The sequence below is a fragment of the Rhizobium sp. CFBP 8762 genome (genome assembly GCF_014841565.1).
GTDB lineage: Bacteria > Pseudomonadota > Alphaproteobacteria > Rhizobiales > Rhizobiaceae > CFBP-8762.
In genome coordinates, this window is sequence record NZ_JACYUD010000002.1 from 598,301 (window position 1) to 614,278 (window position 15,978).

Below are 15,978 nucleotides of genomic sequence, written 5' to 3' on the forward strand. Positions count from 1 at the left end.
TGCATATGTATGGGCATGCAAGCATAAACTCAAGAGGTGGCCCGCTGGTGAGGTAGACCAAGCGGGCCTAGAGCTGTTTTATCGCATTGTCCGACCGTGAAAACCGCTCCGTTTTCACTGGAAATGCTCCAGGTTCATTCACGCAGGGCTAGCTTTCAGCTTCGCGCTATCGGCCAACTTCAACCAGACAACACCGGCGATAATGACAGCGAGCCACAATGCCTTTGTGCCACTCAGAGGCTGATCCAGGACCACACTGCCCAACGCTGCCGCGCCAACGGAGCCTATGCCCGCCCAGACCGCATAACCGATACCCACGTCAATGAACCGTAAGGCGGCGCTGAGGAAGTAAAGCGTGGCGAGAAAAAACAGGATCGCGGCGACTGACCACCCCATCACTGTAAACGCCTTGCTGCCTGCCACGCTCAGCGCATAGCCGACTTCAAATAGCCCCGCGAGCATCAACTGCGCCCATGCACGCCCGTTACCAATCGTCTTGTCTGTCATGATTTCCCTTTCTATTTGTAAAACATGAACCTACGCAGCTCCGCTCAGGCGCAGGCCGACAACTCCGCCAATGATCAGGAGAATGCCGAGGATCTTTTGGAACGTGAGATGTTGCCCGAAGAACAAACTGCCCAGAACAACAATCCCGACACCGGAAATCGACGTCCAAAGTGCATACCCAACCCCCACATCAAAGGAGAGAAGTGCGAGGCTGAGGAAAAAGGTAGCAATTGCGCCGCTGACCAGCGTGGCAATGGTCCATTTCAGATTGGTAAAGCCTTTCGCATTTCCCGCAGAAATGGCCACGGCGATCTCAAAGATCACTGCTACGGCGAGATAAAACCAGTTCATCGATATTGTCTCCATTGATCACTAACAGATAGCAAATCATTTGCATGCACATACATATCTCGGGACCAAGCTTTCGTCAACTTATTTGCATGCGCAATCATATAGAACATGAGGCATTGGTCTTGAAGACAATACATTAGCATGTAATGATGCGCGCGGAACTGAACTACAAGGACAAGTTATGGCGAACCATAAGATTGAAGCGACACTGACAGAACTCTTGAACGGAGAACTGCGTGCCCATCACAACTACCTGCAGGCCGCCGCCTGGGCCGCCGCTCGGGATCTGGACGGTTGCACCCGTTTTCTGCTGAAACACGCGGCGGAAGAGATGGAACATATGCACAAGCTGTTCCGCTATATGAACGATATCGGCGCGACCGTGACATTCGGCGCGCTTCCCGCGCCACAAATCTTGGCGAACGATGTCAAGGGCCTCTTTACCCTCGTGGCGGAACAGGAAATGGCTGTAACCCAAGCCTATGACCGCGCCGTTGACCTGACACGGGCTGAAAACGATCACGCTACGCTCTCATTCCTGCAATGGTTCGTCGATGAGCAGCATGAGGAAAACACGCTGTGCCGCGCGGTCCTCGCCAAAATCAATCTGATTGGCGATGGTCCGAACGCACTGTATCTGATCGATCGCGAGATCGGCAAATTTGCGGACAAGCACGAATAGCGTTTGCCGCATATCCGGTGAACGGGTGTTCGCCGGATATGATCAAATAGCTACACTTTCCACGTCGCCGCGAAGGCAGGCGATGCCGTGAAGCTGTTGGGCTGCATAACCGTGGGTGGCGGGTCGCACACGCCTTTCTGTAAGTACTGCATGGCGGCCATGAAGCCACTGCGCGACAGTGGCTTTGGAATAACGCCATGAGCACCGTCAAATCCGTCCGGAATAATTTTGGGGTTGGCGGTCACGAAAACGATGATGGTATCGGGCCAGCGCTTTTGTATCAGCTTGGATACATCCAGCCCACTGGTCTGGCGTGCCAGTTGAACATCGATAAAAGCCAGATGTGGAGAAAGATCATTGCTCCACGCCTCCGCGTCATAGAGCGATGTTGCCTCCGCAATAACGGTATGTCCCGCATCTTCCACCATCATTTCAATATCCAGCGCGATCAGAGGCTCATCTTCGACGACGATGACGTTCAACGGCGGTTTTGGACGCGTAACCATGTTACTCACTTCTCGGTATGTAAACGCTTGCCGAATGGCCGGTGCGGGTCACAGACCAGTCGACGCGGGCGTTCAATGGGGTGCTCAGTCGCTTGATGAGCGTTTTGCTGATGGCCGAAGCTTCCAGCGGCTGCATGGCGAGTGTCGATTCACTGGCCAGAACGATGGTGATCCCATCGTCTTCGTGTTGCGATGACAGGTGCATACTGTGCACCCCGACCCGGCTGCTAAGCAGATACAGCAGAATCTCGTTCAGCAAGAGGCCCACAGAGGCGGCCTGCTGCGACGGCAAATCTGCCCGCTGAACGCTGGTTTTCAGAAAAATCTGCCGGTCGCGCCCGGTGCTGATCGCATCCTGCACCAGATTGAGTGCAAAGGAGGAAACGTCGAAGTAGCGCACGTCATTGGCTTGATACAACCGCCGATGCACCGCTGCCAGGGCATCGACGCGTTCCATTGTGGTGCGCAGCGCAGCGCGGGTCGCAGGCTCATCCGCCTCGCGGATTTGTAGCCGGATCAACGAGCCGATAACAGACAGGTTGTTTTTAACCCGGTGATCAACCTCATGCAGCAGCATGGTCTGCGCTTCCAGTGCAGCTTCCAGATCGGCCGTGCGACGGCTGACCTGATGATCAACAATTTCTTTCTGGTTGATCAGTTGTTGCTGCGCTTCTACGCGCTCGCTCACATCCAGTTGCGAAGCAAAGTAAAATTGAATATTGCCATCCCGCCCTTTGACCGGGCTCAGATACAGCGCGTTCCAGAATGTGGTTCCATCTTTGCGGTAATTGAGAAGGTCAACCGCGATATCCGTGCCGTTCTTGACGCACTGGCGAACCTGGTCAACGACCTCCATATTCGTATCCGGCCCCTGTAGAAAACGACAGTTGCGGCCGAGGCATTCATCAAGACTGTAACCGGTCAGTTCCTGAAACGCTTCGTTGACGAATACAATGGGATTATCGGGCTGGCTGGGATCGGTTATGACCATGGCCATGCGTGTGGCGCGCACGGCCGCAGCAAACGGATCACCCCGGCCATGCTCATATCCAAGCATCTCCGTCAGCTGCCAATCATCCTTCTGCTTCATGCGTGCGAAGACCTTTTACTCATTTATCAAGTGAACCCAAACGTTAGACCTCTGTCGTTGTTCCCTCGCCTACCACCAGAAGTTTTGGTTTCCGTGTGGATAACCCATCATTTTTTCGGTTGCTTTCGCGGTAGGTCGGCGACATAGCCGCCGGGCTGATTCACAGTGTTTGTATGCAGCCGAAGCGCAATATCGCGCGCGGCGTTCCGCACCCCGTCCCGCGAGTAGAAATTGCCCCGAACATGGATGGATGCAGCAATCAACCGGATGAACGCGGCACACAGGTCCGCATCCGGCGGCAGCGGATTTTGCCAGAACTGGTCCAGCGGCTGCTGGTCCGTCAGCCCCGGAACGTCGAACACCGCGCAGCCCAGCACCCGCACCGGCTTGCCCGCCCGCAGGGCCGTGAGCCCCACGGTGGAATTGACCGTGACCACGCCGCGGCTCACCGCAATCATCGGGTCCAGAGCGCCGCCATCGGCGAAGCGAACCCGGGTGGCAATGGCCAGCGCCTGTGCTTTTTCGTGAATATAGGTTTCCCAGTCGAACAGGACAGGATCGAGCGGATGCTGCTTGACGATCAGTATCGCATCAGCAGGCGCACTCCGCGCAAAGGATTCCAGCACCAGATCGATAGCAGCCTGTTGATCACCAAAAGGAGAATGCGCGCGAAGCTGGAAATCCGTCTGCAATTGCAGCGGATAGAGAAAGGTCGGGGCGGACCGGTCCAATACCACTGTGTGTCTTTTCCGCAAAGCCTTGCGCACCCATCCCGCATACTCCAGCAGCGGATGATACAGCCCGTGGAAGCGATAATGCGGATAGGCAAACCACCCCAGCGCAGCAGGCAGGTTATAGGCCAGATCGCTCAGTGCTTCGCGCGTAAAGGTCTGGATATAGCGCCGGGTGAAGTCCGGCTCCTCCAGATGTTTTGCGGCGGCCAGAATATGATCGGCGTCGGCCGGGAAGTGTGAGTTGGACGACATGCCCGTGCGCTCCAGCACAATCCAGTCTGGCCGCAGATATCCCATTTCCACCACCGCGATATCGATGTTTCTGCGGGCCGCCGCCGCGCAGGCAACGCGGTGATAGGGCCGCTCTTCCCCCAGCAGCACCAGATCGGTTACATGGTTCTCGTCCAGAAATCGGTTGATAAAGGCAGGCCAGTCCTTTTGTCTGCCCCGGTAGGCCATGCCACCCTTGCGCCGCCAGAACAGTTGATCACCAAGATTGAGGTTTATGCGCAGGCAGGTATTGCCAAGCCGGGCAAGGTTATCGGCAATATCCGAAAACAACAGCGACGATGGTCCTTGCAGGAACAGAAAGACGCGACCCTCACCCGGCATTGGCTGGCTCGATGAAACCGGCATGGCGAAACAGGGAGGAGAGCAGTTGCCACGGATGCTCGTCCGTTGGTTCGACGGTGTCCGGGTGGCGGGCTGTCCCCAATGGAACAATGAGATAATCGGTACGGGGATCGGTGAACGGATCGGCAAAGGCTTTGAGCAGCGGTGCGTGGTCACCGTAAAACACCAGCCAGACAGGCCGCTCGAAGGCATCCAGTTCGCTGACCAACCGGCCAAGGGCAGCATCGGACCGCTGAAGGATGTCCCTATAGATATCCACTGGATCGGTGAGTCCAGGGCGTCGCTCCGCCTCCCATGGTCCGTGGTTTTCCATGGATGCCGCGAAAATGACGGCGGGTTGATCGTCGGTCTGGTGTCTTGCGAGGTCCAGCACGGTGTCAGTCAGGGTTGCGTCATCAACGTAGAGACCGTCGCGTGTCTCGTCGTGGGCGAAAGCATCAAGCATACGGACATGTGCAAAGCCAAGCTGTGGCATGGCCTTGTGGCGCATGAAAAAAGTCGCCTCGTATGGATGCACGAAATGCGTATCCCAACCGGCCTTTTGCAGTTTGGTTGGCCATGCAACGGCAGAGTAATGCCCCGCGCGCAGATAGGGATATCCGGCATCTGCATGGGTTTGGTCCGGGGACAGGCCGGTCAGCACGGCAAATTCCGTGCGCAACGTATAGCCGCCTTCAAAGATATTGGTCAGCCGTCCCCACTGCGCCGCTCGGCGGCGCAGAGAGTCGATGGTGGGCAGGTTCAGGTGAACGCCGAAATGACGCAAATCGATAAAGGATTCCGATTGCCAGATGATGACCAGCGGTGCTCTTTGGCTTGCGTCCACTCGAAAAACGTCTTGAGGAACGCTGAGACTGTCCCGAACACGATCGTCGCGGCCATTTCCAAGCCAAACCAGAAAATGGTAGACGACGGACGCGAAGGTACCGAACCGCTGCGTGTTGGCCAGCACATCCAGAGAGCCGAGCAACCGTTCCGCGCTGCGGGAAAGGGCTTTGGCATAGGGCGGGTAAAACAGCGCGAGCCATGGCACCCCCGCCACCAGCACAACAAGAGCGACAGCGAGTCCACGTCCGTGGATCGGGGCTACGTGCGGCTCAAACACCATGAACAGCGCGCTTGCACCGAAAACATAGGTGAGTGCCACGGCCCAGAACAGAAGGTTGAGCCGGGTGGCGTAGAAGAGGGTCTTATGTTTGAAAACATCCAGCACCAGCGCGATATCCGAAAAGACCAGCGGTTCCCGGATAAACTCGTATTTCGCACGCGAGATGCCTGTGAAGATCACAAAAAAGCTGATCGTTCCAGCCGCTGCATAGATCGGACGCCAGGAAAAGGAGAAGAATAACAGGAAGACGAGCGCGATGATCGGCAACCGCGCCAGCGTGTCGGTGATCGTGCGTTTTTGGGTCCGATTGCGTCGGTTGGCGGGCAAGGCAAAGGAGTCTGTGACAAATACGATGAGCGCGGCAACGGCGTAGCAGCAGAGGGTGAGAAGAACCGGGGTCATGGCCGCGCGTGTCCGGTTGGGTGGGGAGAGTGTTCCCGTGTCGGTGGATTCCTGTGACAAGCACAGGAATGAGGGGGGAGAGATGGAGGGGCGGCAGGGAGAGTTCTGCGTTTGCCTATGGTCTTGGGTACAGGGCGGAATTTTCCGCCGACCTGACGGTTTCCTGCACCACGAATCTCCAAGACAAAGCCACCACCCCCTCCTCCCTCATTCCTGTGCTTGTCACAGGAATCCACCCACACGGGGCCACGCGCCACCATCAAAGGGGCCTCCTCGCCAGCAGGCGGCGGTTGTAGAGCCAATACAGGACCGGTTTGACCAGTGAACCGAAATATCCGAGCGCCGTCAGCGATACCCCGCAGAACACGGCAAATTCACCTCGCTCCAACCCTCGTGCCGCCCGCCGGGCTACAGCGTCCGCCGTCCACACCCGCGCCGCACCCATCAGCATTTCGGCCTCCACGGGACGTTTCAGCCGTTCAGCAGTCAGTTGTGGCGTATCCGTATCAGGTGGACAACAGATGGAAATACCCACACCCGCAGGGCGTGCTTCCGTCGCCAGGGCCTCGGCAAAGCCGTGGAGGGCCGCTTTCGAGGCGCAATAGGCGCTGTAGCTGTGGATGCCGATCAAGGCCGCCCCGGAGGAAATCATCAGGATATGGCCTGCGCGCCGCGCCTTCATAGCCGGATAAACCGCCCGCACCGCATAAACAGTGCCGGAAAAATTAGTTTGCATCTGGCTGTCGAAATCTGCGCTCGATTGCGTCTCGAACGCTGCCGGTTCCACCAGCCCTGCGGAGGTGATCAGCAGATCACACGGCCCAAACCGTACCTGTGCTTCGGTAATTGCCGTTGCCACAGCTGCCTCATCCGTTACATCCGCAGCCTCGATGGCGGTATTGACGACACCCGAGGCAACCAGCCGTTCAGCGGCCTGTGCAAGACGTTCAGGAGAGCGGGCAATCAGGGTGATGCGGGCGCCCTGCTGCCCGTACAACGCTGCCAGAGCCAGCCCGATCCCACTGGAACCGCCGGTAATGATGACATGCCGAGGCGTGTTCGTGAGCGTGTGCACGTGCTCCTCAAAGCTGTTGCAGGCTGGCGGCAATCTCGATGAGATCCTGTGCCTTGGGGCCGAAATTCTGCTCCCGCAACCGGGCCAGTGCTGCCGCCGTCAAGCGCACGGTTTCGTGGATTTGGTCCTGCGTATGCGCGCTGGTGATGAAGAACCGCAGCCGCGCCATGCCCTCCGGCACCGCCGGGTAGATGATTGGCATGGCATTGACGCCTTGGGCCAGAAGTTCATTGGAAAGCTGCACCGCGCGCATGGAATCGCCCACCAGCACCGGCACCACCGACAGCCCTTCACTCAAGCCCGTATCCAGCCCTGCCGCCTCCGCCGTCTGCTTGAACAGGCGTCCATTGGCCTTCAGCGCGGCTACGCGCTCCGGCTCGCGTTTCAGCACGGCAAGGCTGGCAATGGCGGCACCTGCCAGCACCGGGGCCAGCCCCACGCTGTAGACGAAGCCTCCGGCTCTGGCCTTCATTAGCGTAACCAGCGCCTCGCTTCCCGCGATATAGCCGCCGCAACTCGATGTGGTCTTGGACAGTGTGCCCATCCAGATGTCCACATCGGTGGCATCAACGCCGAAATGCTCAAACGTGCCGCGCCCGGTTTCTCCAAGCACGCCTAGCGCATGGGCCTCATCCACCATCAACCAGAAACCGTAGCTTTTCTTCAGGGCGATAATGTCGGGCAGCGGGGTAACGTCGCCGTCCATGGAATACACGCCCTCGACGATCACCAGAATATTGCGGAACTGCCCGCTTTGCGTGTTGAGAATATGCTCCAGATCGGCCACGTCATTATGGCGAAACGAACGCCGTGCTGCACCGGAAAGACCAATGCCCGCCAGCGCACTGTTGTGGATGAACTCGTCGTGGATGACGAGATCGGGAGCGGCCACCAGACAACTGATTGCGGCGACATTCGTCAGATACCCACTAACGAAACACACGGCTTCGTCCACGCCGTAAAGCCCGGCAAGTGCCCGTTCCAGTTCCGCGTGGAGGGGCCGCTCGCCCGCCACCAACCGGCTGGCGGATGCCGACATCCCATAGCGCGCCATCGCGTCGCTTGCCGCCGCCAGCACCTCGCCGTGGTGGTTGAGGTCGAGATAATCATAGGAGGAGAAATTGATCAGCGGCTGGCCGTTGATTACGGTCGTGGCGCCCGCGCCGACATCATGGGCACGGTAGAAGGGATTCTCGATGCCGAAATGCTCGCCCGCCAATTGCTGCACCATGACTTTTTTATAGTCCGGCAGGTCTGCAAAGCCCATCTGTGTGCGCACGGGCCGCGTGGTCGTCTGCACGCGTTCCATATCGTTTGTGCGCGCATCGCGGTTGATGGTGCGCATACGGGCAAGCAGGGCTTCGCGCGCGCCGGTCATGCCGCACCCACCTGACGCACATCGGTATCGACATGCTGACGCGCCATATCCTGAATCAGCCGGTCTTCATCCCGCGCTGGCGAATCCTCATCACCTTCACGGCTGGCAACCCGGTCGTAAAGCTTACGCACCAGATCGGTTACCGTGGTACTATCGCCAATGCCGCTCAGCGGCAGTTCGATGCCGGTGGTTTTCTGAAAGTTCATGTTCAGCTCCACCGCCATCAGGCTGTCGAGGCCGATATCCTTCAGCACCTTGGCGGGCGTTATGCTTTCGCGCGAAACGCGCAAAATTCCGGCAATTTCACCGGCAACCAGGTTAAACAGAACGGTTTCTGCCTCCTGCTGGGATTTGCCCGCAATCATGGCCGCCACGTCGATGGCACCGTCAACACCCGCCACATCACGGGCACCGCGCAGCATCACCTCAAACAACGGGCTGCCCACCACCGGGAGTGCGCGCGCGGCGTTCCAGTCGAGTTCCGAAATCATCACCACGCCATCTTCCGCGTCACGGCCCTCTTCCACGTCATGGGAGGTGGCTCGCATGGTGGCTTCCACCATATTGAGCGCTGTGCGGGCCGTCAGCGCCAGCTTACCGATCTTCTTGGCCAGCACATCACCCACCTGCGCATTGGCGGCGAGATAGCCCCTGTCCGCAATGGCACCGAAGCCAATGGCCAAGGCTGGCAAGCCTTCTGCCCGCCGGGCCCGCGCCAGTCCTTCCAGATAGCCGTTGGCGGCCACGTAATTGGCCTGTCCGGGATTTCCGATGAGTGTCGTGGCCGACGAAAACAGGATGAAGTTGTCAAGGTTATCGTTGCGCGTCAATTGATCCAGCCACGTCGCTCCGCTTGCCTTGACGGCGATGACGGCGCGGTTGCGCTCGCGGGTGAGGTTGCGCAGCAAAGCATCATCCAGAACCATGGCAGCGTGGATAATCGTTTTCAGTGGCCCGATGGCCCGCAAGCGCGTGAGAAGCGCTGCGACCTCCGCCTCCACGGTCACGTCCACCGCGTCGATGACGGTGTTAACGCCAAGGCGCTTCCATTTGTCGATCACTGCTTGCGTTTCGGCATCCGCAACGCCCCGGCGCGAGCAGAGCGCTATGGTGCGCGCGCCTTTTTCAACCAGCCATTCCGCACTGGCAAGGCCGAAGCCGCCGATACCGCCTACCACGAGGTGCACACCGTCGGGATCGACACGGAACTGTCCTTGGGACGCTTTGGCAATCCTATCTTTGCCCGCAACTGGCGGCAGCACGACGATTTTGCCGATATGCCCCGCATTCTGCATCAGCCGGAAAGCATCGGCAATTTCATCATGGGCGAAGGCACGTGTTGGCAGCGGGTGATAGGCCCCTTGCGCGAACAAGGCGCCAATGTCGGCAAACAATTGCCGCGTCAACTCCGGCTCGCACACCATCAACTGGTCGGCATCGATGCCGAAATAGCTGATATTGCGCCGGAAGGGTCTGAGCCCGATTTTGCTATCGGCATAGAAATCGCGCTTGCCGAGTTCCAGAAACCGCCCGAAGGGTTTGACCAGCGACAGGCTCTGTTCCATCGCCTCGCCAAACAGCGAGTTCAGCACGAGATCAACACCCGCGCCGCCTGTCACCGCCTTCACATCCTGCACGAAGGAGAGGCTGCGGGAGTTGAAGACGTGATCAGCCCCAAGCATGTCAAGAAAGTGCCGCTTCTCCGGCGAGCCTGCGGTGGCAATCACCGTTGCGCCTTTGTGTTTGGCCACCTGCAATGCAGCAAGCCCCACACCGCCCGCAGCGCCATGGATCAGCACCGTATTACCGGGGCGGATGCGCCCCAGTTCCACCAGCGCATAATAGGCGGTGAGGAACGCAACCGGCAGCGATGCGGCTGCGACGGTATCGACCGCATCATCCAGCTTGACCACGCCCGCACGGTTGACAACCGCGTGGGTGGAAAAGGCCGATGCGCCAATGGCCATCACCCGGTCGCCGATTTTCAAATCCCGCACAGCGGAGCAGACACCGGACACGACGCCGGAAAACTCCATGCCGATGGTGGCACCGGCAAAACCGTCTTCCAGCGCTTCTTCCGGCAGCAGGCCCATGGCCCACATCACATCCCGGAAGTTCAGCCCCGTTGCAGCCACCTTGATGGCCACCTCGTTCTCACCCGCGACTGGCAGCGCACACGCCTGCCAGACGATGCTGGAAACCTGCGCGCTGGCCGTCTGGGCAATGGTGGCTGCCGCAAAGTCGCTGGTGGTGGTGGCCTGACCTGAGGCGGAGCCGGACACGGCGCGCACTTCCCGGCCCGCACCGGTGTGGGCGTCAAACACCCATTCGCGATTTTGCGTGTCTGCTGACAGAACCGTCCGGGCAATATCAATGGCGTGTTGTGCATCATCGACATTGGTGTCGATGCTCGTTACCGTCAGGCCATCCACTTCATTTTGCAGCACGCGCAGAAACGTCCATAGCCCGGAATGGGTGGCAGAGGGCGTTTGTGTGGACGCCAACGGGGCACCGCCCGCAAGCAACGCGGCCAGTTGCACAGGCGGCAGCTTGGCTTCAAGCGCGGTTTCCCGCAGCGCCTCAGCCAGCGCACTGAAAATCTGCACATGGTTCTGAAGAGCAAGCGAGGGGTCCTGCGCATCCTCGGTTTGTGATGGCAGATAGACCAGCCGCAGGGTTTGCGTTGGGTCTGACAGCAAGGCAGCAAAAGCGGATTTCATTCCCTCGAAATCGGTTGCTTCGGGCAGGCTGACCGGCACGATATCGTCAGCTTGCGGTAAGAGCATGTTGCCATTACTGATCACATGCACGGTATCGCGGTGGGTTTCCACCGCCGTCAGCAGGGCCGATTTGCTGCGCATTTCCAGCGCAATGATGCGGCCGCAGGCGGTTTCCACCTCATCGACGGTGAAATCTGTCAGGCCCAGACCCGACAATCCCTCCTGCCATTGCGCGTGTGTTGCAAGCTGCCCGATGGGAAATTCAGAGAGCTGACTGCGGCTGAACCAGCCGTCGCGCAGGCCGAAGGCGAAATCGCTGAACCGGCCCGGTGCCGTCAACGCCGCAATGATTGTACGGAGCGAGGAGCGGTTGTCGGTGACAAATTTCCGCACCGCCAGATTTTCAATCAAATTGGCAAACAGCGCGCTGGATGCGCTGATCAACGCATCGACAGGGCCGCAGGTCTCCAGATCGTCCTGCGAGAGGACAAAAACGTGCGGATCATTCTCGAAAGCGAGTTCCAGTTCGCGCCGCGCTGCCTCGCGCGGTTCCAGCACCAGCAGCCGTGCATTGTGGGAGCGCGCAAGGTTTCCAAAGCGGCGGGTGGCTGAGGCGGATACACTGCCCAGTTCCAGCACGGAACCAACCGGCGTTTCGCGTGCTGTCAGCAGCGTTTTCAGGCCCTGTTCCACAAGGTTCACACACTGGCCTGCCATAGGCGAGTGGGCTGTCTGATGGCTGAAGCTTGCAGCACTTGTGCTATCAGCCGCTTCGCCAGTCAGTCCACTTGTCAGCCGCTCCGTCGCATCGCGATAGGCATTATTGATCAACACCGCTTCCACGGTGCGCTCCGGCGCAACGTTGCGCAGTTCGATCAAGGCTTCCGCCACGGTTGGCAGGTCGGAGTCGGGTGCCAGTGTCCAGATACCATCGCTATTGGTGGCAAGACCCGCATCTTCCAGCAGGTACAGGCAGTGGGTCAGGAAACAGCGGAGTGCAAAATCCTCGTGCGAGAGATGCGCATCGATCTGCCCATCAGGTCCGGCCATGCGCTGCGCCAGATCATGTGCGCCGCGCAAAATGGCGGCATCGGCAAACAGTGTTGCATCATCGCTTTGCACTGGCTGCGGCAGGGTCAGAAGCTTCCGCAGGCTGTGGGGCACACCTTCGCGGGGCCGTGGCGCGAGGGAAAGCGTGGACGCGATGCCCTCGTAATGCACCGACAGATCCGCCAGCGTTTTCTTCTGCGTGAGGAAGGTTCGGCGGAAGCGGCAATCGGTCAGCGTTGCCCGGATCTGCCCGTCCGCGTCGATAAAGGTCAAATTGGCCTTGACCGAGGAGGCGCTGACGCGCTCGATCTCGATCAGCGCCCGGACAATCGGCGTGGTCCCCGCGCCGGCAATTCGCACCGCGCCAAAGCGCACCGGAATATAGGGCGCACCGTCCGCTTCGCCCGCAATCTGGCCGAACAGCGCGACGAGGCCGTGAAACGCCGCATCCACGGAGATGGGATGCAGGCCGTAGGTCACCATCGGGTGGCCGTTGGCACCGGGCGGCAGAAGATCGACCTCCACCACCCGCCCCGCCTCAAATTTACCCGCCTCGAACGCACCGGTGTGAAACCGCGCACGCGACAGCAACCGGAACCGTGGTCCATAATCCAGTCCAAAACGGCGCGCAGTTTCATAGGCCGCATCGGCCTCCACCTCTTCCACGTCGTCGCCGGTCATCGGTGTGGGCACGGTTTCAAAGCGGGCATCGGTGCGCTTGCGCACTCGGCCAACGGCGTGCAGCGCCCAGTCGTCGTCACTCAGGCGTTCGCGGGAGCGGATTTCGATATCGCCGGTCTCCGGCGAAATCACCGTTGACACTTCCATCATGGTTTCGGTGGACAGTTCCAGCGAACGCAGGATTTCCAGATTGCTGACCTCGATCTCCGTCACGCCGAAGAAGTGCTGAGCGGCGGAAACGGCAATATCGATGAAGCCGCTTCCCGGCAGAATGGAGATACCGTCTACCACATGCTCCGCCAGATCGGGAAACAGGTGCGCATCCACATGGTTCTTCCAGTTACCGCTCTGCGGATCGGTGCGCCAGCCCGCCAGAGTATAGGGATGCTCAGCGTTGCGGCCAAACACATCCATGCGGTCGCTGGTGATGGTCGGGTGCAGTTCCACCGCATCGAAGGGCACCGGAGGCAAGCCGACATACGCGTTGCGCGCGCCAAACAGCGTGCGCGGATCATGCCCTGCCCCGTGCGCTACGGCGCGCGCCAGCGCCCGGCGCACGGGATCGCCAGATGCATCCGTCCGCGACAGCGTAGAAACGATATTGGCAGCAACTCCAGCCGTCTTGGCGCTATCACGCAAGTAGGAGGACAGAACGGGCTTGGGCGAAATTTCCACAAACACCGTGCAGCCGGCATCGAGCGCCGCGAGCGTCGCACCCAGAAACTGTACCGGATCGCGCACATTGCGCCACCAATAGGCCGCATCCAGTTGTGAGCCGGAGAGCGGCCCCCCTGTGACGGTGGACACGAACATTCCCGTTCCGGCCTGCGGCTGGAAATGACCGATATCGGCCAGAAAGGCTTCACGCTCCCGGTCGATGGCCGGATGGTGGAACGGATAGTTGATATCCAAGGGCTGCACGGCAATCTTGGCCTTGCGCGCCAGGGCACGGTACGTCTTGATATCCTCGACCGGGCCGGAGATCGTGACCGATCCGGCGGAATTAATGGCGGCCACGCACACCTGATCGAGCCCGTTATCCGTTGCAAAGGCGGCGGCCTGTTCGGCGCTGAGCAGCACGGCGGCCATGGTGCCGATGCCTTTGAGCCGGCTCTGGTGCGCAGAGCGCTTCGCGACGATCTCCACTGCTTCGGGCAGCGTCAAGGCGCTGGATGTATAGGCGGCAGCGATTTCGCCGATGGAGTGACCGAAGGCGATATCCGGGCGTAGGCCACCGGCGATCAATGTATCAGACAGCGCAACCTGAATGGCAAAAAGGAGAGGCTGTGCCACCTCCGTATCGGTAATGACCGTTTCCAGTGCCGGATCGTGAAGTCGCTCGGCCAGACTGAAGCCAACATGGTTGCGAAACACCGCATCGATCTTGTCGAAGACGTTTCTGAAGCTGTCATTGTGGCGATAGGCTTCTATTCCCATCCCGGCCCATTGCGCACCATTGCCGGAAAAGACGAAGGCAAGCTTGCCCTTGACCGTCGGGATTTCCCCGAACTCAGCAAGCCCCAGCCCCGTGCCGGACAAATGGCTGTCAATGCTATCGATCACATCCGACGCTTCACCCGCCACCACGAAACGGTGCGCGAGCAATGGACGGTTGGCACCCGATGCCGCAATGATGTTTTGTGCCTCATCAGGCCTTTCAGCCAGCAGGGTGCGATAGCTTTCCAGTAGCCCGTGCAGACTGTCGCCCGTATGGGCGCTAGCAATGAACACCGGTTGCGAAGGCTGGTCAGGCACCGGAAAGTCCGCTGCTTCAGGCGCATCGGCAATCACCACATGCGCATTCGCCCCGCCAAAACCGAAGGAGTTGATGGCGGCATAGCGCATATGCTCCGATGGTTGCAGTGCCAGCGGTGTGCTTTGCACGTTCACATTCAGCGCGTCAAAGTCGATATCGTCATTCAGCTCATCGACATGCAGCGTCGCGGGAAACAGATCATTGTCCAGCGACAGCATCGCCTTCAGCACCCCGAACAGGCCCGAGGCAGGCTCCAGATGGCCGATATTGGATTTGACCGAGCCGACCGGCAACGGCGTATCCCGCCCAGCCGCCAGCACGGTGCCAATGGCCCAGATTTCTGCGGGATCGCCCACCTTGGTGCCAGTGCCATGCCCTTCCACAAAAGCGAGCTGCGCCGGATCAATAGCATTGCCATCGTAGATGGATCGCAGCAGATCCGCCTGTGCCTCGCGTGATGGCAGGGCAATGCCGTTGGTCCGACCCGCAGAATTGACACCTGTTGCAACCACGGTTGCAAAACTGCGGTCGCCCGCATTCGCTGCCGCTGTTTCGCTGCGCAGGATCAGCACCGCGCCGCCTTCGGCGCGCACATAACCCTCACCGTGATTATCATAGGCGCGGCAAAGACCTTCCGGCGACAACATGCGCGCCTGCGCAAAGCCGACAAATGGCAGTGGGTGATCCAGCACATTGATGCCACCCACAATCGCCGTATCGATATCCCCTGAACGGATAGCTTCTACCGCCTGATGCATCGCCACCAGTGACGAGGAGCAGGCGGTATCGATGGTCATGCTCGGGCCGCTCAACCCGAAGATGTGCGAAATACGATTCGAAACGATGGACAGCGTATTGCCGGTCATGAAATGCGGACCGCCGGAAGCGGGGTCTTCGCTGACCAAATTGGCATGGTCGAGACTGGAGGCGCCGACATACACCCCGACCCGCGCACCGATCAACGTCGCCGGATCAATATTGGCGTCTTCAAACGCGCGCCATGTCAATTGCAGCAACAGCCGTTGCTGCGGGTCCATTGTCATGGCCTCGCGGCGGGAAAGACCAAACAGAGCGGGATCGAATTTGTAGATGTTATCAAGCACGCCTGCGGCGTAACTGTAAGTTTTACCGGGTGTACTGGGCACAGGGTGCCAGAAACGGGCCTTGCCCCAGCGGTTATCCGGAATTTCGGTAATGTTGCAGACACCGGAGGTCAAAAGTTGCATCAGCCCTTCCGGCGATTCAACCCCTGCCGCAATACAAGCACGACCGATTATTTGTACATTCATCTGTAGGCGGAACTCT

Annotated in this window: 10 protein-coding genes; 1 reads left to right on the forward strand and 9 read right to left on the reverse strand. The window is 59.4% G+C overall.

Features of this window, described 5'->3' with window-relative positions:
* Positions 1-138 precede the first annotated feature (138 nt).
* Together IFT84_RS07935 and IFT84_RS07940 are read right to left on the reverse strand one after the other, a co-directional pair.
* Positions 139-507, reverse strand: a complete 369-nt coding sequence (locus tag IFT84_RS07935; RefSeq protein WP_192118114.1) for a DMT family transporter — start codon at positions 505-507, stop codon at positions 139-141.
* Between the two features lie 30 nt (positions 508-537).
* The gene (locus IFT84_RS07940) at positions 538-858 is read right to left on the reverse strand and encodes a DMT family transporter (protein ID WP_192118115.1); all 321 of its coding nucleotides are present in this window, start codon (positions 856-858) and stop codon (positions 538-540) included.
* 181 nt (positions 859-1,039) lie between these two features.
* Here IFT84_RS07940 and IFT84_RS07945 point away from each other — a divergent pair, with 181 nt between their 5' ends.
* A complete protein-coding gene (locus tag IFT84_RS07945) occupies positions 1,040-1,540 on the forward strand; it encodes a ferritin (protein WP_192118116.1) in 501 nt (166 codons plus the stop codon).
* Between the two features lie 50 nt (positions 1,541-1,590).
* Here the strand turns inward: IFT84_RS07945 and IFT84_RS07950 are convergent, their stop codons facing one another.
* The 7 genes from IFT84_RS07950 to IFT84_RS07980 form a co-directional block, all read right to left on the reverse strand.
* Positions 1,591-2,046 (reverse strand): response regulator, encoded by a 456-nt coding sequence (locus IFT84_RS07950; protein ID WP_192118117.1) that lies wholly within the window; start codon positions 2,044-2,046, stop codon positions 1,591-1,593.
* A 1-nt stretch (position 2,047) separates the two neighbouring features.
* Complete coding sequence (locus IFT84_RS07955) at positions 2,048-3,136, reverse strand: histidine kinase dimerization/phosphoacceptor domain -containing protein (protein ID WP_192118118.1); 1,089 nt, start codon at positions 3,134-3,136, stop codon at positions 2,048-2,050.
* 107 nt (positions 3,137-3,243) lie between these two features.
* Positions 3,244-4,506, reverse strand: a complete 1,263-nt coding sequence (locus tag IFT84_RS07960; protein ID WP_244651132.1) for a capsule biosynthesis protein — start codon at positions 4,504-4,506, stop codon at positions 3,244-3,246.
* Positions 4,472-6,013, reverse strand: coding sequence for an LTA synthase family protein (locus IFT84_RS07965; protein WP_192118119.1), 1,542 nt, complete (start codon positions 6,011-6,013; stop codon positions 4,472-4,474). Before IFT84_RS07965 ends, IFT84_RS07960 begins: the two co-directional genes overlap by 35 nt.
* A gap of 259 nt (positions 6,014-6,272) precedes the next feature.
* Positions 6,273-7,088, reverse strand: coding sequence for an SDR family NAD(P)-dependent oxidoreductase (locus IFT84_RS07970; protein ID WP_192118120.1), 816 nt, complete (start codon positions 7,086-7,088; stop codon positions 6,273-6,275).
* Between the two features lie 7 nt (positions 7,089-7,095).
* Positions 7,096-8,466, reverse strand: a complete 1,371-nt coding sequence (locus tag IFT84_RS07975; RefSeq protein ID WP_192118121.1) for an aminotransferase class I/II-fold pyridoxal phosphate-dependent enzyme — start codon at positions 8,464-8,466, stop codon at positions 7,096-7,098.
* Positions 8,463-15,962, reverse strand: a complete 7,500-nt coding sequence (locus IFT84_RS07980; RefSeq protein ID WP_192118122.1) for a type I polyketide synthase — start codon at positions 15,960-15,962, stop codon at positions 8,463-8,465. Before IFT84_RS07980 ends, IFT84_RS07975 begins: the two co-directional genes overlap by 4 nt.
* Between the last annotated feature and the right edge of the window lie 16 nt (positions 15,963-15,978).

Bases quoted from the DNA above. Each gene is read 5' to 3' on its own strand.
- IFT84_RS07945 (WP_192118116.1), top strand. From the start codon at position 1,040: ATGGCGAACCATAAGATTGAAGCGACACTGACAGAACTCTTGAACGGA.
- IFT84_RS07980 (WP_192118122.1), bottom strand. From the start codon at position 15,962: ATGAATGTACAAATAATCGGTCGTGCTTGTATTGCGGCAGGGGTTGAA.
- IFT84_RS07960 (WP_244651132.1), bottom strand. From the start codon at position 4,506: ATGCCGGTTTCATCGAGCCAGCCAATGCCGGGTGAGGGTCGCGTCTTT.
- IFT84_RS07935 (WP_192118114.1), bottom strand. From the start codon at position 507: ATGACAGACAAGACGATTGGTAACGGGCGTGCATGGGCGCAGTTGATG.
- IFT84_RS07940 (WP_192118115.1), bottom strand. From the start codon at position 858: ATGAACTGGTTTTATCTCGCCGTAGCAGTGATCTTTGAGATCGCCGTG.
- IFT84_RS07950 (WP_192118117.1), bottom strand. From the start codon at position 2,046: ATGGTTACGCGTCCAAAACCGCCGTTGAACGTCATCGTCGTCGAAGAT.
- IFT84_RS07955 (WP_192118118.1), bottom strand. From the start codon at position 3,136: ATGAAGCAGAAGGATGATTGGCAGCTGACGGAGATGCTTGGATATGAG.
- IFT84_RS07965 (WP_192118119.1), bottom strand. From the start codon at position 6,013: ATGACCCCGGTTCTTCTCACCCTCTGCTGCTACGCCGTTGCCGCGCTC.
- IFT84_RS07975 (WP_192118121.1), bottom strand. From the start codon at position 8,466: ATGACCGGCGCGCGCGAAGCCCTGCTTGCCCGTATGCGCACCATCAAC.